This is a genomic window from Acinetobacter pittii (assembly GCF_034064985.1).
Taxonomy (GTDB): Bacteria; Pseudomonadota; Gammaproteobacteria; order Pseudomonadales; family Moraxellaceae; genus Acinetobacter; species Acinetobacter pittii_H.
This window is the reverse complement of the sequence record NZ_CP139249.1, coordinates 2558681-2578915: the sequence shown is the minus strand read 5'-3', so window position 1 is coordinate 2578915 and position 20235 is coordinate 2558681. Positions and strand designations below refer to the sequence as shown.

Genomic DNA, 20235 nt, shown 5'->3' with positions numbered 1-20235 from the left:
AGAATGCGTTTTGAGAAATTTACAAACCGCTTGCAGCAAGCCCTCTCAGATGCTCAATCTTTAGCGATGGGTAAAGACCATACTGCTATCGCAGGTATTCATATTTTGTCTACCTTATTAGAAGAGCCATCAAATATTAGTTTGTTGCAACAAGCAGGTGCGCGTTTACCTGAACTTAAACAAAAACTTGAACAGGCTATAAAAGATGCGCCGACAATTGCCAATCCAACGGGCGATGTCAACTTAAACCCAGAGGCTGTTAAAGCACTTAATTTGGCAGACAGATATGCGCAAAAGGCAGGTGATGAATTTTTATCAACTGACTGGGTTTTATTGGGCTTGGCAGAGACAGGCGAAACTAAAAATATTTTAAGCGCGGTAGGTGTAACTCCCGACAGCTTACGCAAAGTAATTGAACATATTCGAGGTAATGACAAAGTCATGAGTAATAATCACGAAGACCAACGTGACTCACTTAATAAATATACGATTGATTTAACAGAGCGTGCTTTATCTGGAAAACTTGATCCTGTCATTGGGCGTGATGATGAAATTCGCCGTACCATTCAGGTGTTATCGCGTCGTACCAAAAACAACCCTGTTCTTATTGGTGAGCCGGGCGTAGGTAAAACCGCTATTGTTGAAGGTTTGGCACAGCGTATTGTGAATGGTGAAGTGCCAGAGGGGTTAAAGAATAAACGTGTTCTATCCCTCGACTTAGGTTCATTACTGGCTGGTGCTAAATATCGTGGTGAGTTTGAAGAACGTTTAAAAGCTGTTTTAAAAGACTTGGCAAAACACGAAGGCGAAATTATCTTATTCATTGACGAGTTACATACGCTCGTAGGTGCAGGTAAAGGCGATGGCGCAATGGATGCAGGTAATATGTTAAAACCTGCGTTAGCTCGTGGTGAATTGCGCTGTGTGGGTGCGACAACCTTAGATGAATATCGTCAATATATTGAAAAAGATGCAGCTTTAGAGCGTCGTTTCCAAAAAGTGCTAGTTGATGAGCCAAGTGTTGAAGATACGATTGCAATTTTACGTGGACTCAAAGAAAAATATGCCACTCACCATGGTGTGCAAATTTTAGACTCTGCGATTATTGCAGCGGCGAAAATGTCTCATCGCTATATCACCGACCGTCAATTACCAGACAAGGCAATTGATTTGATTGATGAGGCAGCTTCTCGTATTAAAATGGAGATTGACTCTAAACCTGAAGCACTCGATAAGCTTGATCGCCGTTTAATCCAGTTGAAAATGCAATTGGAAGCTGTGAAAAAAGATGAAGATGTCGGCAGTAAAGCTGAAGTCACTCATCTTGAAAAACAGATTGCTGAAGTCGAGAAAGAATACAACGATCTTGAAGAAATCTGGAAGTCTGAAAAAACTTTGGTAGAAGGTACTAAACAGGCTCAGGTTGAACTTGATAAAGCCCGTATTGCTTTTGAGAAAGCTCAGCGTGAAGGTGATTTGGCTGAGGCAGCACGTTTACAGTATGGCGTAATCCCAGAGTTGCAAAAACAACTGGAGCAAGATGAAGTTGCAGAAGAGAACGAAGAGCCAAAACTCATTCGTACTAAAGTAACTGAAAATGAAATTGCTGAAGTTGTAAGTGCTGCAACAGGAATTCCGGTTGCTAAAATGATGCAAGGCGAGCGTGAAAAACTCCTTAACATGGAAGAGTTTTTACATGACCGCGTAGTTGGGCAGGATGAAGCTGTTGTTGCGGTGTCGAATGCAGTACGTCGTTCACGTGCTGGTTTGTCTGACCCGAATCGTCCAAGTGGTTCATTCTTGTTCTTGGGTCCAACAGGTGTTGGTAAAACAGAGTTGACTAAAGCTTTAGCTAACTTCTTGTTTGACAGTGATGATGCGATGATCCGTATCGACATGAGTGAATTCATGGAGAAACATTCTGTTAGCCGTTTGGTTGGTGCACCTCCAGGATATGTTGGTTATGAAGAAGGCGGTGTTTTAACTGAAGCTGTTCGCCGTAAGCCATATAGCGTGGTGCTGTTTGATGAGGTTGAAAAAGCACATCCAGATGTTTTCAATATCTTGCTCCAAGTATTGGACGATGGCCGCTTAACAGACTCACAAGGTCGAGTAGTAGACTTTAAAAATACGGTAATTGTGATGACTTCGAACTTAGGTTCACAAGATGTACGTGAGCTAGGTGAGGGTGCAACAGACGATGAAGTGCGTACTATTGTAATGAATGCGGTAAGTCAGCATTTCCGTCCGGAATTTATTAACCGGATTGATGAGCTTGTAATTTTCCATTCACTCAAAAAAGCACAAATTCGTGGTATTGCCGATATTCAGTTGGATCGATTACGTTCGCGTCTTGTTGATCGTGACATGAGTTTAACTGTAGATGATACCGCTTTTGATTTATTGATTGATGCTGGTTTCGATCCTGTCTATGGCGCGCGTCCATTAAAACGTGCGATTCAACAACAGATTGAAAACACATTAGCTCAAAAAATCTTGTCGGGTGATTTTGTTGCAGGTGATACCATTTTAGTTAAAGGTGAAAATGGTCATTTAGTCTTTGATAAAATGAAACTCAGCTAAGCTTTTTCTGCTAAAACCGAAAAGAGAATATGGAAACATATTCTCTTTTTTTATTTTCTATAGAGTTGGCACTGTCGTATAGGTCTGAGATAAAAATCTATAAAACAACGTGAATCTTCACCAAAAAATGTGTGAAATATTTCAGGTTTTAAATTGATCAATGTTAATGGTCGGGAAGTCTATTTATAAGATTGCGACATGTTTAAAAAATTGTTAATTTTGTTCGATATAACGAACAATAACAATTTAGGATAGATGCGATGAACAATAAACAAGGATTTTCGCTGTGCGTTTTAGGCCTTATTACGCTGATACCAATTAATGTTTTGGCAGCGCAGCCTCTAAGTGAAGGGGCATTAGCGACACAGACTGGAGCGGTGAATGCAGCTTTACCTGTAATTATTGCGAAAGCTCAAGATGATGCTAAGAAACCTATAGTAGAACAACAACAAGCACGTCAGGCATTGGGCGATAACTATTTACAACAAGTTCGATGGGATGCGCTTAGAACGAGCGTACTTTCTCCGTATCAAGAACAAAAACAAAATCATGTGCTAGATAGTAAAGAAAAGAAGAAACTGGAAATGATTGCGTTACCGGAAAGAGCAGACCGATTTACCAAATATGATTTTGAATCAAAAAATGTTCATGGTGAGGTTATTATTACCGTGAAGTAATAATAACCTCTAGTCTTATTAATATTGATCTAGGCCAGGATGCTGGATTTTCCATGCACGGTGGATTTTTTGATTACGTTTAAAATCAGGGCCAATGGTTTCAGAAGTGATTTCTTCAACCTGAAAAATAGCTTCGATCTCTTCGTCCATTTCAAAACCACGATAGTTGTTTGAGAAATAGAGCGTTCCTTCACTGTTTAGACGGTTCATTGCACGTTTAATGAGTGAAACATGGTCGCGTTGGACGTCGAAAGTACCGTAGAACTTTTTAGAGTTTGAGAATGTCGGTGGATCAATAAAAATAAGATCGTATTGTTCATGACCTTCTTTTAACCATTCAAAACAGTCACTCGCAAAGAACATGTGCTGTTCATCTGCATGATCTACAGTCAGGCCATTTAAAACGAAGTTTTCTTTTGACCAGCTTAAGTAGGTGTTAGATAAGTCTACACTTGTCGTACTTGCAGCCCCGCCTAAAGCAGCATGTAAGCTTGCTGTAGACGTGTAACTATATAAGTTCAAGAAGTGCTTACCACGAGCTTCTTGAGCAATACGTAAACGCATTTGACGGTGGTCAAGGAATAAGCCTGTATCTAGGTAATCTGTCAGGTTCACTAAAATTTTAGCTTTCCCTTCCTGAACGATAAAACGTTTTGAAGCTGTGCTTTGTTTCGTATATTGATTAGTACCTGTTTGGCGCGCACGTGTCTTAATAAAAATGGCATCGCGGTTTAAACCGGTAACAGCACGAATTGCAGCGAGTGCTAAATTAAAACGTTTTTTTGCTTTTTCAGGATCAATTGTTTTTGGTGGTGCATATTCCTGAACGTGTAAGCGATCGCCGTATAAGTCAACAGCGACATTAAAGTCAGGTAAGTCTGCATCATACAAACGTAAGCAATAAACATTTTCTTTCGTTGCCCATTTTTTCAAGGCAGTCATATTTTTTTGCAAACGGTTAGCAAAGTCTTGAGCTTCTTCCATTTCAATAGGTTGAGCTTGCCAAGTTGCTAAGAATGGCTGAGTTACTTTTTCAGGCTTAATTGAACCAAAACGAATGTAAATTGGTAACTTACCATTCATTAAACGTAAGGTTTCAGGTGCTTCAAACGCTAAAACATCGGCTTGTTCAATTTGAGCTGCAATAATAGCTGCATATTGATTTGGGAAATGTTTTTGTAGAAGTGCAGATAGACCTAAGTAAAGAGAGCGGTTAGATGCTTTATCACCTAAACGTTCACCATATGGAGGATTAGTCACAATAAATGCAGTTTTGCCTTCAGCTAAAAAATCAGGCCAGTCAGCTAAAGTCCGTTCTTCAATTTGAAATTGGCCTAACTGTTTTTCAAAGCCTGCCGCAATAATATTTTCACGAGTGGCTTTTACAGCCTCCCAGTCCGCATCGTAGGCATAAAATTTAGGTAAAGGTAATTCAAGCGCCTTTTCATGACGTTCTGCTGCTTCAGCTTTAAGTGAAAGCCAAAGTTCGCGGTCATGACCATGCCAGCCATTAAAGCCAAAACGGCGAACCAGTCCTGGCGCACGGTCAGTTAAAATCATTAATGCTTCAATAATAAATGTACCTGAACCACACATCGGGTCGAGCACAATCTCTGGCTTACGCTGTTGAAGCTGAGCTTTTTGTAAGATTGCCGCAGCAAGGTTTTCTTTAATTGGTGCATCCGTCATATAACGACGGTAACCACGTTTATGTAATGAATCACCAGACAAATCTAGGCAATAGGTATGTTCAGTTTTACCTGCTAAAACATAGAGCGTAATTTCTGGTTGTTTAGTATCAATGCTCGGACGACGACCTACAGCTTCCATAAAGGAATCAACTACACCATCTTTTGCTCTAAGCGTTGCAAATTGAGTGTTAACCTTAATTTCACGTTCTGCATGTAAGCGAATAGCGAAGGTACTTTGTGGTGCAAAAATAAGTGACCAGTCAAAGCTAATCGCACCTTCATAAAGCTCTTCTGCTACATCACGTGCATCATGTGTATGTTCGAGTTCATAAGTATGAATAGGCAGTAAAACACGAGAAGCAAGACGCGACCACATACAGATGCGGTAAGCATGTTCAAGCGTCCCTTCAATGATTAAACGTCCTGCTTTACGTTCTGTCACTTTGGTGCCAAGCTGTTCTATTTCTTCTTGTAAGAGGGCTTCTAAACCATCAGCACAAGTAATCCAATAGTGGTTTAAACGTAAAGAGGTATTCATAAACTCGATTGACCAAAACATATAAATATTAACGATGCAAAGTTTAACTTATTTTGATGTGTAAAGGTTTTTAAATTATTGCAACCTAGCATAATCTAACCAATAAACTGATTTTTAATAATTAATACAGTAAAAGTGGTATGTATTTTGCTAACTCTATCCTATCAATGGTTATTTAATTAACAAACATAGCCAGTTTTTAACCATTTTATTATTTTAAATTGATGGGGTAATTATAAATGAAAGACATGATGGGGAATGGTTTTATAGCAAATGCAGAAGCTTTCACACTATCTACCCAAATTTATGTGCGCATGCGTAGAGTGACGGGGCGGGTAATCGATGCAATGTACATGGTTCAAAATAAAGATTATGCAAAATATGTCATTGCGCTTGCACTAGAAACTGAAGATGACGAATTAAAACAATGTGTAGAGCGATTGAAATCGTTGGTTGATACAATATCTGAGCCTTCTCAAAAAGAAAAAATTGCTGTTGGGAAAGTCGAAGAAGAGTCGGAAATTACCGCCGAGGATATTTATCGGGCACAAGTTCCGCACCATTACATTGGTGCATTAAGGTAATTGCTAATAAGGTTCTAAATTTTCTGGTCAATTTAGGGCCTTATTCTGTAAAGTTCTTCTGCGAAAAGGGCGGAATTCAGCTACACTATGCACGTTTTCGCGATTCGACCCATAGGAATCCATTATGCATATTGCAGCGTTGCATCAACCGAGCCAGGTTCAGCTCAATCAAGACGGAAATTTAAAACATTTTTTAACGATTGAGGGACTTTCAAAAGAAAACCTCACCAAGATTTTAGATACCGCACAAAGCTTTTTAGATGATAATAATAATTTAATTAACCGTCCGCTCTTAGAGGGATTGACGGTTATGAATCTCTTCTTTGAAAACTCCACACGTACCCGTACTACTTTTGAAGCAGCAGCAAAACGTTTGTCTGCTAATGTACTGAACATTGATATTGCACGTTCAAGTACTTCAAAAGGTGAAACCCTGCGCGATACGCTCTGGAATCTTGAAGCAATGGCAGCGGATATTTTTGTTGTTCGCCATTCATCTTCGGGTGCTGCACATTTCATTGCTAAAGATGTATGTCCAAAAGTCGCAATTATTAATGCAGGGGATGGCCGTCATGCACATCCAACGCAAGCGATGCTCGATATGCTGACGATTCGCCGTGAAACTAAAAAACCATTTGAAGATTTAAGCGTTGCCATTATTGGTGACATTAAACACTCTCGTGTTGCACGTTCAGATGTGGCTGCACTGCAAACATTGGGCTGTAAAGATATTCGTGTGATTGCACCGAATACATTATTGCCAGTGGGCTTTTCTGAATATGGCGAGCATGTTCGCTTATTCAACAACATGGATGCTGGGATTGCAGATTGTGATGTGATTATTGCTTTACGTATTCAAAATGAGCGTATTGACTCACCAGCATTATCTTCACAGTCTGAATTCTACAGAATGTATGGCTTAAACAAAGAACGTCTTGGTTTAGCTAAACCGGATTGTATTGTAATGCACCCGGGACCAATGAATCGTGGTGTAGAAATTGATTCAAGTGTTGCTGATGGAGACCAGTCGGTTATTTTGAAACAAGTGACCAATGGTATTGCAGTTCGTATGGCGGTATTGGCGTTATCAATGCAAGGCCAACTCCAAGAGCAAGGTTTAATTGAAGCGATTACGTTGTAAGGAATGGATCACATGAGTATTGTAAAAATTGAAAATGTACGTGTGTTAGACCCAATCCAAAAAACAGACAGCGTACAAACTGTATATATTGAAAATGGCAAGTTGGTTGCTCCAGTAGAGCAAGTTGAGCAAACCATTGACGGCCAAGGTAAATGGTTAATGCCAACCATGGTTGATTTATGCGCGCGTTTGCGTGAACCGGGTCAACAGCAACACGGAACATTGAAATCAGAAGGTAAGGCAGCACGTGCCAATGGTATTTTGCATGTTATTACACCACCTGATTCAAAGCCGATTGTACAAGACAACGGTGCTCTCATTCATGGCTTGATTGAAAAGGCATGGCATGATGGGGGCATTCACATGCATATTATTGGTGCTCAAACCCAAGGTTTAAATGGTAAGCAACCAGCAAACATGGCTGGCCTGAAAAAAGGTGGTTGTACTGCTGTTTCTAATGCGAATGCTGCTTTTGAAAATGACGATGTAGTTATTCGTACTTTGGAATATGCAGCGGGTCTTGGTCTAACGGTTGTGTTTTATGCTGAAGAGCCACAGATTGCTAAAGATGGATGTGCACACGAAGGCTTTATTGCTTCTCGCCAAGGTTTGCCGATGATTCCGGCAATTGCTGAAACTGTAGCGATTGCAAAGTATCTGCTTATGATTGAAGCAACTGGCGTAAAAGCTCACTTTGGTTTGTTATCTTGCGGTGCATCGGTTGAATTAATTCGCGCAGCTAAAGCAAAAGGTTTACCTGTGACTGCCGATGTCGCAATGCATCAGTTGCATTTAACTGAACACTTAACTGATGGTTTCAATTCACTTGCGCATGTCCGTCCACCATTGCGTTCTGAGCAAGATAAAGAACTTTTACGTCAAGGCTTAAAAGAAGGCGTGATTGATGCGATTTGTACGCATCATGAGCCTTTAAGCAGTTCTGCCAAAATGGCGCCGTTTGCTGAAACTCAACCGGGCATTACCGCTTTTGATACCTATGTATCTTTAGGTATTCAGCTTATTAATGAAGGTTTATTCGAACCTTTAGAGTGGGTTGAAAAAGTGACCAGCGTGCCTGCGCAGGTTGCTAATATGACTACGCGTTGGAAAGATGAAGCAGGATGGGTATTAGTAGATCCTGAATTAAGCTGGACGGTAAGCAAAGAAACTATTTTATCACAAGGAAAAAACACCCCATTATTGGGTCAAGACCTTACGGGTAAAGTACTTCAAACTTTTGCTAACTGATCAAACGCTTAGTTAAAGTAAATTTAAAATATAAACAGGTAGATCAATGAGGTCTACCTGTTTTGTAAATAATAGATGGTAATTTGTATATAAATTATTTAAAAAACAACAAAAGATTGAGCACGGATTAGAATAAAAAACTATCAGCAAAGAGAAGTATTTGAATAATCAAAAGTTGCTGGTTACGACTTATAAGATTCGGGAGAATAATCAATGTCGATAAACCCTATAGAACTGCTTAAAGAAAAAGTATCAACAACATTATTAAATAACCAGGACGGATACCTAGGCGAAAAGTCGAATGCTTTATCTAAGTTTTATCCAATTTTACTTTCATTATTAGCTGCTAAACCTGATCTTATTGGACAATTAAAAAACAGTTTGGCTCCTTCGTTATCAGACCTTTTTTCTCATAATGATCAAATCAAGAATACTGTACTGACTCATTTAAGTGGTACAGCACCAAATAATGAAATCGAAAGCACACTCAACAGTGCAATTAAACCTAGCCTTAATGCAATTTCGGATGTTGCCGGAAATGATCAACAGAGTATTGTGAATTATTTACGTCAGCATGCAGATACTATTCGTTCGCATTTACCGGGATGGGCAGTAGGTCTATTAGCTCCTTTAGGACTTGGTGCAGGTTTATCTTCAGTTCCACATGCAACTTCAGCAGCCCCACCATTAGCTGCAGCCAGTGAAAAAACAGGCAAATCTCGTGGGTTCCTCCCTATTATTGCCTTAATTATTTTGGGTCTTATCATTGCTTGGTTATGGCGTTCTTGTCAGCATAAAGAAGCTGTACCAGCACCTGAACCTACGGCTGCCAGCGGTGTTGAAGCTACTACTGCAGCCGCGCCTGCGAGTTTAACCTTAAGTACAGATGATAAAGGTGCTGTGAGCCAGTGTCAGGCAGGTATTGGTGATCAAGGATTCTTAGCAACACTACAAACCCAAGTTAAGCAAGTTTTCTCATCAACTCAAGATTGTAATGTGGATACTAGTCAAACTTATGCGGCTGGATTTACAGACAAAGATGCGCTTGCGGGTGTACTTGGTGCATTAAAAGGTGTTCCAAATGCATCTTTAGAATGGATAGGTGACAAAATTACTTTGAAAGCAGGTGATGCAGCAGCGTTAGCAGCATTAACCTCAAAAGTAAAAGCACTTGTTCCTCACACTGAAGTCGTTTCTACAGCACCAGAAACAGCTGAACAGTCTGTAAGTAATAGCTTAACTGCTTCGCAAACTGCTTTGGGCTCAATTGACCCGAATAATGTCGATGTAAATGCATTAGTAAAAGCACTTAACTTGCAAATCATTAACTTTGCGAGTGGCTCAAGCGATATTCCAGCAGACAACAAAGCCATTCTTGATCAAGCTGCAACACTCTTAAATAAAGTAAGCGGTGTGAAATTAAATGTGGGTGGTCACACTGACTCGACGGGTAATGCAGCAGCAAATAAAGCTTTATCACAACGCCGTGCTCAAGCAGTAGTCGACTATTTAACATCTAAAGGTGTAGACGGGTCTAAATTAGTTGCACAAGGTCATGGCTCTGATCAACCAGTTGCAGAGAACACGACAGAAGAAGGACGTTTTAAAAACCGTCGTATCGAGTTTTCAGTAGCTCAATAATGCTCTGATGAATTAAAAATTAGTTATTTTAATTTGAAAAAAGCTTCTCATTTTGAGAAGCTTTTTTGTTGAAACAAATAGTGTTGGATTGATATGAAAATCAGTTTGGTGGGAAGTGGGCGAGTTGCCTTTCATTTGGCAAAAGTACTTTTGGCTCAAGGTCATCACATCGTACAAGTCTATGCGCGTGATTTTGAGAAGACCCAGAAATTTGCAGAGAAAATCCAAGCAAAAGCCTGTCAGTCTCTTCGAGAATTTCAACAGACTGATCTTATCATTTTAGCGGTTTCAGATAGCGCGATTGCAGAGCTTGCAAAGCAGATTCATGAATTGCTTCCTGAAACACTTATGGTTCACACCTCTGGTAGCACAGATATTGAAGTTATCAGTCATGTGCATAAAAAAGCAGGGGTATTTTATCCATTACAGACATTTAGCTTTGAAAGAGACGTCGATTGGCAAGCCACACCATTATTTGTTGAAGCGGTAACAGATGCCGATCAAAAACTACTTTTAAATTTAGCAAATAGCCTAAGTAAGAGGGTATATCAATACACGTCAAAACAGCGTTTAACTTTGCATTTAGCAGCAGTATTTGCCTGTAATTTTAGTAACTATTGTTTTGATATGGCAAAGCAGGTAGTAGATAAAGAACAGGTCGACTTTAGTTTGCTCTATCCTTTAATTATAGAAACAGCAAAAAAAGCGACTGAAAATGATCCAAAGCAAATGCAAACTGGGCCTGCGGTAAGGGGAGATCAGAATATCTTGGCAATGCATCAAGACTTATTGGCTCAAGCAAATCGAATTGATTTAAAACAGGTGTATCAACTTTTAAGTGATGGCATTTTGAAACGCCATCACTCGGACTAAAGTTTATTCAAAAATTAAGGTTCGCCGTTATTACCCCATTTTAAGAAGCCTGCACGTTGATTTAACAGTTCAAAATATTGATCGACATGCTTAAGTGTTGGATGGTCAAAAGGAGTAGCCTTCCAGCGCTGTACAGATAGACCAATTGGAATATCAGCTAAGCTAAATTGTGAACCAGCAACATAGGCTTGAGTTTTTGCTAGTTGTTGATCGAGAATCTGCATATGATGATTCCAGTCATCAATACCTTGTTGTAATAAGTTTGGATCTTGATGATCTGGTGAATGTCTCAACAGAGACATAATTGTATAAGTCCAGCTGTTATTCAGCTCGATCGCTTGCCAATCAATCCATTGGTCAACAAAAAATCTTTCTTTTGCTTGAGTAGGGTAAAGCTGATGTTCTTTATCGTAAGCATTTGCCAAATAACGGATAATACTGTTGGATTGCCAAAGGACTAAATCGCCATCTATAACAACAGGAATTTGACCATTTGGATTTAATTGTAAATATTCAGGTGATTGAGCAGAGCGAAAGCCTCGACCCCAATCTTCTCTTTCATATTCAAGATTTAGTTCTTCACACAGCCATAAGACTTTGCGAACATTAATGGAATTATCACGCCCTAAAATTTTTAACATGTGTTGTCCTTAGTATTTTTAGTATGGCAAGTACCAGTCTCTATAAATAGCTAGATTGAGTTCAATTGGCAATCATTATTTAGCCAGAAAAATGGACAAGATAAATTATAAGTTTATTTAATTTTTAATATTGAAATGAAAAGGGCCTAGTTTGTTACTAAGCCCTGTTTCTTACTTTATCTTCTTAAAGATAAAGTCATTAATTTTATGACCTGACTCAATGCCACGGCGTTCAAACTTAGTCACTGGGCGCCAGTCTGGACGTGGGTAGCTGTTACCTTTACCTGCCAAGTTTTCAAGGTTTGGACGGTTGTCTAAAACATCTAACATCCACTCAGCATACGGTTCCCAGTCTGTTGCTGCGTGGAATGTACCACCGAGCTCAAGTTTTTGTTCAACCAATTGCATACGCTCGTGAATAACAAAACGACGTTTGAAATGACGTTTCTTTTGCCATGGGTCTGGGAAGTAAAGTTGTACGCAGTTAATGCTGTTGTTTGGCATTTCACGTAAAACCTGAATCGCGTCTGCATCAAGTACACGTAAGTTTTTAACTTCTGCTATACCTGCTTCATAAAGACACTGAGCAATACCAGGTACGTGAACTTCAATACCCACATAGTTGCGTTCAGGGTTCGCTTTTGCCATAAGCACTAATGAACGACCCATACCAAAACCGATTTCAACAGTTAAAGGACGTTCTGGATGTTCGAAGTGTTGGCGTAAGTCACCAACAGGATATTCCAAAATTAAATCGCGATGTTGTTCTAATGCCGTGCGTTGAGACGTATTAAGTGGTGCTGAACGACGCATAAACGTCACAATTTCACGGTGTTCAGGCAAATTGTCTAAGTCTGCAATTTGCGTTTCTAACTGATCGATCGACATAACCTTGGCAATATTGAAATTCAAATGCGGTATTTTAAGTCTTCATGTGGTCAAGTCAAATGTTTCGGTGTTTTTCTTCATGTAGATGTCATGTTCAATATTTAATCTAAGAATCTATATAAATTTCAAATGAACATATTTACTCATGAAAACTTTTCAATTACGCACACTTTCTGTGCTATTAGGGGCACTTGGTGCTTTTACATATAGTCCTTGGGCACAAGCACAGCTCATGTTTAGTCAATATGTTGACGGCAGTAGTAACCGCAAAGGTTTGGAAATTTATAATCCAGATGGGACTACAGTTAATTTAGCCGACTATGAAATTCAACAATTTAATAATGGCGGTACAGCAAAAACAGCGACTTTCCGTTTACAAGGATCGTTAACCAGTAAGCAGAAGTTTTTAGTAGGTCGTTCTGAGTTACAAGCTGAACTTGGTAGTAAGGTCAATCAGGTCGCTGCATTATCTTTTAATGGTGATGATGCCGTTGTACTCGTTTATAAAGGCACACCTGTAGACCGTTTTGGGCGTATTGGTGAGCGACCAGAAGCAGGATGGGGAACAGCCGTTTCGAGCTTGGGAAATAGTTTTAAGCGTATTGAAACTGAGAACCCAGCTTTAAGTATTGATGCAACCGCTACATTTGATTTGGACCGTTCATGGTCAGCTTGGACAAATCGAAATGACTTTTCAAATTTATCAAGTTCTACAACTCAGCTTCCTGTTGAATCAGTAAGTTGTTCAAGCTCGGATACACCAATTGCTGATCTATCAACCGCAGCACAAAACCAGACTTATACCGTACGTGGGGTGATTACTGCCGACTATCGTTATGCCAATGGTTTCTCTGGTTTTTATGTTCAGACACCAGATACGAAAGCACGTACAAATGTCAGCAATGCTATTTTTGTTTATATTCCAAATAGTAGTGCGGTAAAAGGTGGGCAAGTTGGCGATGAAGTTATTTTGCGAGGTCGTTTAACAACTTATCAAAACCAGTTGCAATTAGATCAATTACAACAAGATATTCAAACTTGTAATAGCAATATGGCAAATCAGGTGCAGCCGATTAGCCTCGAACTTCCATTTGCTAGCTTAACAGGTGGTTCAACCCATTCTCCGCAGCGTTATCAAGGTATGTTGGTTAAATTACCTCAGACTTTAACCGTGAGCGAGAATTACAATTATGGCCGTTATGGTGAATTATCTCTAAGCTTAGGCCGCTTATATATTCCAACCAATTTATATCCAGCGTTATCTCCTGAAGCCAAAGCTCTTGCTCAGAAAAATTTATTGTCGAAAATTATTTTTGACGACGGCTATAACAATCAAAACCGTACCCCATGGTTACCGACAAATTTTAGTGCTGCCAATACGTTACGTTCGGGTTATCAACTTAAAAATGCTGAAGGTATTTTGGAATATCGTTTTAATGGTTGGCGTGTGCAACCAGTGCTTGGACGTAATCAGCCTGAAGTGATTACTCAAACAAACCCGCGTCAAAATGTCATTACCAAAAATGCTAATCACATTCGCGTAGCTTCATTTAACGTTTTGAACTATGACAATGGTGCAACTGGTTTCCCAACAGAGCGTGGTGCAACAACACAAGCTGAGTTTGATAAACAGCACCGTAAAATTGTGAGTGCACTCAAAGCAATTGATGCTGATGTCTACGGTTTAATGGAAATTGCGAACAATGGTTATGGTCCGAAGAGTGCAATTGCTCATTTAACCAGTGCTTTAGGTAGTGATTGGAAATACGTTGTTCCTGAAAACTTAGACCGTTTAGGTAGTGACGCAATCGCAGTTGCTATTATTTATAACAGCAAGCGTGTTAAACCTTTAAATAAACCTGTTGTACTTGATTTAGGCGATAAGAACCGAACAACATTGGCGCAAAGTTTCCAAGCAGTTCGCGGTAATAAAACGTTTACAGTTATTCCAAATCACTTGAAATCGAAAAGCTGTAGTGGGGTGGATGCTAGCTCTACTGACGCAGACCAAAAAGATGGTCAAGGTTGTTGGAACCCAACTCGTGTGAAAGCAGTTGATCAAATTGTGCAGTGGCTTGCAAAAAATCCAACTCAAGTGCCTAAGCAAAATGCTTTACTTGTCGGGGATATGAACAGCTATGCAAAAGAAGAACCTATTTTGTCATTTGAAAAAGCAAACTACAAAGTTTTGCTGAATGACACCAAGGTAGGGCAGGGTACTCAGGCATATAGCTATGTGTTTGGTGTTGCGAGTGATGCCAATGGTAATGGTGGAGCAGGTAACTTAGACCATGCAATTGCCGATGCCTCTTTATATCCAAAAGTGGTCAGAACCTTTGCATGGCATATCAATGCAGATGAGCCAACAGCTTTAGACTACAACGAAGAATATAAAACTGATGAGCAAAAGACATTGTTCTATGGTGAAGATGCTTATCGTTCTTCAGATCATGACCCTGTAATTGTTGATCTGGATTTAAATGGAAAAGACTCAAGCCAGCCTGATGATGATAAGAAAAACGGTATTTTTGATTTCTTAACTGAATTAATGAATTGGCTTAGTCAGCTTTTTAAGCGTAATTAACGGAAAAGTTGCGTGACGCAAATGTGTTTTATCATATTTTAAACAATCGTCACGCAAGACAACTTGCAAGGAATAAATTTTTCAAGAATATTAGAAGGTGTAAGTATTTTATAAGTTTACGCTTTTTTACAATTAAGGAATTGTGCAAACCTTGCAGGTTTTCTAGAAGCAATTTAAAACGTTAATATGAGATAACAAGGATCAGATATGAAATTATATTATTCGCCAGGCGCATGTTCTTTAGCTGCACATATTATTTTAAATGAAATTAATGTTGATTTTGACTTAGAACGAGTAGATTTAAAAACACATAAAACAGAAAAAGGCGCCGACTATTACGAAATTAATCCAAAGGGATATGTACCGGCATTAGAAATTAACCCTGGTTTAATGTTAACTGAAAATGTTGCGATTTTACCTTTCCTTGCTCAGCATGATCCTAAGCAGGATTTAATTCCGCCATCAGGGATGGGCCGTGCGAAAGTATTGGAGTGGTTGGGATATTTGAACTCTGAATTACATGATGCTTATGCAGTCTTCTTTGGGGCGCCGTTAACCACTGATGAAAAAACCAAAGCTTATGCAGAAATTGATCGTCTTTTAAAATATATCGATAATTATTTGTCTGAATCTGATTACGATTATTTAGTAAATGATAATTTCGGTCCAGCAGATGCTTATTTATTTGTTTTAACAAATTGGTCAAACTCAATTGAGCATGATTTAACACCATATAAGCACATTATTGCATTACGTAATAAAGTTGCAGAACGTCAATCTGTACAAATTGCGATGCGTGATGAAGGCTTAATTTCATAATAGATTTTAAAGTCATGAAAAAGCCCCTAATCAATAGGGGCTTTTTTATACTAAAGACGATTAGTGTTGAGCGTCTTTTTTCACTTCAGCAGCGGTATTTTCCACAGCTTGAGCTGTATCAGCAGTTGCCTTACGAGCAGTCGCTTCAGTTTGCGCAGCAGCATCAGCGGTTGCATCAGCAGCGTGGTCAGCAGCAGCATCAATTTTGTCTGAAGCGTTGTCTGTTGCAGTTGCAATATCATCAGCAGCTTTATCACCAGCAGACTTAATATCAGCACTTGCTTGTTGAGCAGCATTTTCTAAATGTTCACCTGTAGTCGCGCCAGTTTCTGGAGCTTTATCTTTATTACAACCAACAAGGGCAACAGTCGCAGCAAGACCTAAAGCAACAAGTAATTTATTCATTGTGTTTTTCCTTCTAATTCATGGCATCCAAATATGGATGTCTAAAATATAAACATAAAGTAAATGATTAATAAAGATCGAAAATTGTTAAGAAGTTGTAACTCTATTATTAAAAAAGCCTAGCATTTTGTAATGCTAGGCTTGAACTAAACAATAATGATTTGACTGTTTTTATTGCCCAGAACGGATGATGTAATCAAACGCAGAGAGCGATGCTTTAGCGCCTTCACCTGTGGCAATAATGATTTGCTTGTAAGGTACAGTCGTACAGTCACCCGCAGCAAATACACCTTGCACATTGGTTTCGTTGCGGTCATTGACAATGATCTCGCCACGGTTGGTTAACTCAACTTCACTGTCTTTCAAGAAGTCAGTGTTTGGTAATAAACCAATCTGTACAAAGATCCCTGCAAGCTCGACCACATGCTCTTCATCAGTCGCACGATCTTTATATTTAAGACCAGTCACTTGTGAACCATCACCTAACACTTCTGTACTTAAGGCATTCATAATCACAGTTGTGTTTGGCAAGCTATGCAATTTGTTTTGCAAGACTTGGTCAGCACGAAGTTTGGTATCGAACTCAACTAAAGTTACATGTTCAACAATACCTGCAAGGTCAATCGCAGCTTCAACACCTGAGTTACCACCACCAATCACAGCAACACGTTTACCTTTGAACAACGGACCATCACAGTGTGGGCAGTATGCGACACCACGAGTACGGTATTCTTGCTCACCCGGTACATTCATTTCTCTCCAACGTGCCCCTGTTGAAAGGATCACAGTTTTCGATTCAAGTTTCGCACCGTTTTCAAGTTCAACCGCAACCAAGCCATTTTCAGTTTGGTTGGCACCTGTGATTTTGCTGACACGTTGCAGGTTCATGATATCGACATCATATTCACGAACATGTGCTTCCATCTCGGCAGCAAACTTAGGACCTTGAGTCTTTTGCACAGACGTGAAGTTTTCAATATCCATGGTATCCATGACCTGACCACCAAAGCGTTCAGCCACGATACCGGTATTAATGCCTTTACGTGCCGCATAAATTGCAGCTGTTGCACCTGCAGGTCCACCACCAATCACCAATACATCAAATGCATCTTTAGCATTGAGTACTGCTGCATCTTTTTCAGCCGAGTTGGTATCAAGTTTCGCTACAATCTCTTCAAGGGTCATACGACCTTGACCAATGTGTTCGTTGTCTTGGAATACCATCGGCACAGCCATGATTTTGCGTTGTTCCACTTCATCTTGGAAGAATGAACCGTCAATCATGGTTGCTGTGGTGTTCGGGTTATAAATCGCAATCAGGTTAAGCGCCTGTACCACGTCCGGACAGTTATGACAGCTAAGCGATACGAATACATCAAAGTTTGCTTTGAGGTTTAAACCTTTAATCTGGTTAAGTACTTCATCAGACACTTTAGGTGCATAACCAGATACCTGTAACAGTGCCAAGATCAAAGACGTAAACTCATGGCCCATTGGCAAGCCTGCAAAGAACACACGAGGCTGTTCACCTGCTTTAGCCACACCAAAGCTTGGACGGCGTGTATTGTTGCCATCAAAACGGGCAGTCACCTTGTCAGAAAGCTCGGCGATTTCACTTACCAGCTCTTTAATTTGAGCCGCTTTATCTGATTCATCTAAAGCAGCAACTAATTCGATTGGACTTTCTAGACGTTCTAAGTAAGCTTTTAATTGAGTTTTAATGTTTTGATCTAACATCTGTTTTTACTCCAATGCATCCAAATTCTTTCAATAGATGCATAGTACGTGAAAACACAGAATAGGTAAAACAGTATGTTTTTATAGATTTGATCGGTTTTTTGAATTATTGAAAACATTCATAAATAAGATCAATAATTTATCTCTAAAATATTCTTTTTTATCTTTTGTAGTGTTTTAAAGTGAAAGTATTTAAAAATTTATATATGTTATATGGCTGTAAAGATTTTATGTCATAACATTAAAAGGTACTTTCATGTCATTGCAACGCGGCATTTATCAGCATTATAAAGGTAATCTCTATCAAGTTTTTTCTGTGGCAAAACACAGCGAGACTGAAGAAGAGTTAGTCGTTTATCAGTGTCTTTATGGTGACTATTCAACTTGGGTACGTCCGCTAGATATGTTTACTGAAACGGTTCAAATGGCTGATGGAAGTCTCGTGCCGCGCTTTAAGTTAATTCAAAGCACTTAACTCAAACGGCTGTCATATAAAATAACGATTTTAAAGGGTGAATATATGCCAAATACTTTTTTCTTACAAAGAGTTGCCGATTTATATGACACCTTTAAACGACATGATGCCCAGCAGGCAGATCGTTTGCTGAGGTATCGCAATATTGAGGCTGAGTCTGCAAAACTGCTATCGCAATTTATTCGAATGCAGCAAGCCAAATCAATTTTAGAAATCGGGACTTCAACAGGTTATTCTACTTTATGGCTTGCCGAGGCGGCACAAGCAACTCACGGTAAAGTAACCACGCTTGAAATTGATGCCAATCGTAGTAATGAGGCAAAACGCCATGCGACTGAACTGGCATTAGATGAGTTGGTTGATTTTTGGGTGGGAGATGCAGCCGACTATTTAAAAGAAGCTCAGGAAACTTTCGATTTTATTTTGTTAGATGCTGAGCGTCCTGCTTATGAGAGTTATTGGCCAGATTTAAAACGGCTGATGAAGCCAAAAGGTGGCGTACTTATTATTGATAATGTTATTTCACATGCGGCTGAAGTCAGTTCATTCTTGTCTTTAATTAAAAAAGATGAAAATTTTATGAGTAGTATTTTGCCCGTAGGCGCTGGTTTATGTATTGTGGTGGCAAGATAAACCATTTGAAAATATGATTTATTCATTCATAAAGGCCTGTTCAAAGCAGGCCTTATTTCATTATGTTATGAAGCATTCACTAAAGATAGGCGAGTAAAGTGTAAGTCGAATTCTAAATATTTATGTACAAAAGCAGCTTTGTCTGTTGATCGTAATAAGTTGTCATAAATAAATTCTGGTACAGGATGATAAAGTTCACCTGAACCATCGCTATAAAATATTTTTAGATGACGTGAAGTCGCATTGTATTTCCATGAAGTGACTGCCACAGTATTCGCCATAAATTTTTCCCCTTTTATTTCATATGACTTAAGCTCAAAAAACATCGGTTATTTATTCGACATTACTCAAACTTCATGTAATGGGGAAGGGCATAATTGTAAAAGTATCAGTAGAAAATGTGATGTGCTTATTCAAAACAAAAGAACCATCCGATGAGGGATGGTTCTTTGAGTTTTTAAAATCTAATAAGAGATTAGATTTTACCAACTAGGTCGATAGATGGAGCAAGAGTTGCTTCGCCTTCTTTCCATTTAGCTGGGCAAACTTCACCTGGGTGAGCGTGTACGTATTGAGCAGCTTTTACTTTACGAAGAAGTTCAGATGCGTCACGGCCGATACCACCAGCGTTGAGTTCAACGATTTGGATTTTACCTTCTGGATCGATAACGAAAGTACCACGGTCAGCTAAACCTTCAGACTCGATAAGAACGTCGAAGTTTTTAGAAAGAGTCCAAGTTGGGTCACCAACTAATGGGTATTGGATTTTTTTGATTTCTTCAGAAGTGTCGTGCCAAGCTTTGTGAGTGAAGTGTGTATCAGTAGATACAGCATAAATTTCAACACCAAGTTTTTGGAATTCAGCGTAGTTGTCAGCTAAGTCACCAAGTTCAGTTGGACAAACGAAAGTGAAGTCAGCTGGATAGAAGAATACAACAGACCATTTACCTTTAAGGTTAGTTTCGTTAACTTCAACAAATTGGCCGTTGTGGTAAGCAGTTGCTTGGAATGGTTTAACTTCAGTATTAATCAAGCTCATCATTGTCTCCATGATTGAGGTTTATATTTAAACTTGTT

At 39.3% G+C, this 20235-nt stretch carries 18 protein-coding genes; 11 read left to right on the top strand and 7 right to left on the bottom strand.

Annotated elements, in window-relative coordinates; genetic code table 11:
* The first annotated feature begins 3 nt into the window (after window positions 1-3).
* Together clpB and SOI76_RS12290 are read left to right on the top strand one after the other, a co-directional pair.
* Window positions 4-2583, top strand: a complete 2580-nt coding sequence (gene clpB, locus SOI76_RS12295; protein WP_005070314.1) for an ATP-dependent chaperone ClpB — start codon at window positions 4-6, stop codon at window positions 2581-2583.
* A 260-nt stretch (window positions 2584-2843) separates the two neighbouring features.
* Window positions 2844-3260 (top strand): hypothetical protein, encoded by a 417-nt coding sequence (locus tag SOI76_RS12290; RefSeq protein ID WP_104079456.1) that lies wholly within the window; start codon window positions 2844-2846, stop codon window positions 3258-3260.
* Window positions 3261-3278: 18 nt separating this feature from the next.
* Here the strand turns inward: SOI76_RS12290 and rlmKL are convergent, their stop codons facing one another.
* Window positions 3279-5489: a bifunctional 23S rRNA (guanine(2069)-N(7))-methyltransferase RlmK/23S rRNA (guanine(2445)-N(2))-methyltransferase RlmL gene (gene rlmKL / locus SOI76_RS12285; protein WP_205668398.1), complete on the bottom strand. Its 2211-nt coding sequence runs from the start codon at window positions 5487-5489 to the stop codon at window positions 3279-3281.
* Window positions 5490-5728: 239 nt separating this feature from the next.
* Between rlmKL and SOI76_RS12280 the strand changes: the two genes are divergently transcribed.
* From SOI76_RS12280 to SOI76_RS12260, 5 genes are all read left to right on the top strand, one after another.
* Entirely contained in the window at window positions 5729-6073 is a 345-nt protein-coding gene (locus SOI76_RS12280) for a hypothetical protein (protein WP_104079458.1), read from the top strand.
* 124 nt (window positions 6074-6197) lie between these two features.
* Window positions 6198-7214, top strand: a complete 1017-nt coding sequence (gene pyrB / locus SOI76_RS12275) for an aspartate carbamoyltransferase catalytic subunit (protein WP_016141676.1) — start codon at window positions 6198-6200, stop codon at window positions 7212-7214.
* A 12-nt stretch (window positions 7215-7226) separates the two neighbouring features.
* Window positions 7227-8462 carry a dihydroorotase gene (gene pyrX, locus SOI76_RS12270; protein ID WP_205668399.1) on the top strand — a complete coding sequence of 412 codons (1236 nt, stop codon included), beginning with the start codon at window positions 7227-7229 and terminating at the stop codon, window positions 8460-8462.
* A gap of 213 nt (window positions 8463-8675) precedes the next feature.
* Window positions 8676-10103: an OmpA family protein gene (locus SOI76_RS12265; RefSeq protein WP_104079460.1), complete on the top strand. Its 1428-nt coding sequence runs from the start codon at window positions 8676-8678 to the stop codon at window positions 10101-10103.
* A 93-nt stretch (window positions 10104-10196) separates the two neighbouring features.
* Entirely contained in the window at window positions 10197-10976 is a 780-nt protein-coding gene (locus tag SOI76_RS12260; protein WP_104079461.1) for a Rossmann-like and DUF2520 domain-containing protein, read from the top strand.
* A gap of 14 nt (window positions 10977-10990) precedes the next feature.
* Here the strand turns inward: SOI76_RS12260 and yliJ are convergent, their stop codons facing one another.
* Together yliJ and trmB are read right to left on the bottom strand one after the other, a co-directional pair.
* Window positions 10991-11617: a glutathione S-transferase family protein gene (gene yliJ / locus SOI76_RS12255; RefSeq protein ID WP_104079462.1), complete on the bottom strand. Its 627-nt coding sequence runs from the start codon at window positions 11615-11617 to the stop codon at window positions 10991-10993.
* 171 nt (window positions 11618-11788) lie between these two features.
* Complete coding sequence (gene trmB / locus SOI76_RS12250) at window positions 11789-12505, bottom strand: tRNA (guanosine(46)-N7)-methyltransferase TrmB (protein WP_104079463.1); 717 nt, start codon at window positions 12503-12505, stop codon at window positions 11789-11791.
* Between the two features lie 145 nt (window positions 12506-12650).
* Between trmB and SOI76_RS12245 the strand changes: the two genes are divergently transcribed.
* Together SOI76_RS12245 and gstB are read left to right on the top strand one after the other, a co-directional pair.
* Window positions 12651-15089: an ExeM/NucH family extracellular endonuclease gene (locus SOI76_RS12245; RefSeq protein WP_104079464.1), complete on the top strand. Its 2439-nt coding sequence runs from the start codon at window positions 12651-12653 to the stop codon at window positions 15087-15089.
* A 207-nt stretch (window positions 15090-15296) separates the two neighbouring features.
* Window positions 15297-15908: a glutathione binding-like protein gene (gene gstB / locus SOI76_RS12240; protein ID WP_016141668.1), complete on the top strand. Its 612-nt coding sequence runs from the start codon at window positions 15297-15299 to the stop codon at window positions 15906-15908.
* Between the two features lie 60 nt (window positions 15909-15968).
* On the opposite strand, the gene SOI76_RS12235 is transcribed toward gstB, so the two are convergent.
* Window positions 15969-16313, bottom strand: a complete 345-nt coding sequence (locus SOI76_RS12235) for a hypothetical protein (RefSeq protein ID WP_057074217.1) — start codon at window positions 16311-16313, stop codon at window positions 15969-15971.
* Between the two features lie 171 nt (window positions 16314-16484).
* Complete coding sequence (gene ahpF, locus SOI76_RS12230) at window positions 16485-18050, bottom strand: alkyl hydroperoxide reductase subunit F (RefSeq protein ID WP_032006576.1); 1566 nt, start codon at window positions 18048-18050, stop codon at window positions 16485-16487.
* A gap of 256 nt (window positions 18051-18306) precedes the next feature.
* Between ahpF and SOI76_RS12225 the strand changes: the two genes are divergently transcribed.
* Window positions 18307-18525 (top strand): DUF1653 domain-containing protein, encoded by a 219-nt coding sequence (locus SOI76_RS12225; protein ID WP_069122663.1) that lies wholly within the window; start codon window positions 18307-18309, stop codon window positions 18523-18525.
* A gap of 45 nt (window positions 18526-18570) precedes the next feature.
* Window positions 18571-19158, top strand: a complete 588-nt coding sequence (gene mdmC / locus SOI76_RS12220) for an O-methyltransferase (RefSeq protein WP_104080184.1) — start codon at window positions 18571-18573, stop codon at window positions 19156-19158.
* 65 nt (window positions 19159-19223) lie between these two features.
* Here the strand turns inward: mdmC and SOI76_RS12215 are convergent, their stop codons facing one another.
* Window positions 19224-19439, bottom strand: a complete 216-nt coding sequence (locus SOI76_RS12215; protein ID WP_005070287.1) for a KTSC domain-containing protein — start codon at window positions 19437-19439, stop codon at window positions 19224-19226.
* Between the two features lie 194 nt (window positions 19440-19633).
* Entirely contained in the window at window positions 19634-20197 is a 564-nt protein-coding gene (gene ahpC / locus SOI76_RS12210; protein WP_003652649.1) for an alkyl hydroperoxide reductase subunit C, read from the bottom strand.
* Window positions 20198-20235: the final 38 nt, after the last annotated feature.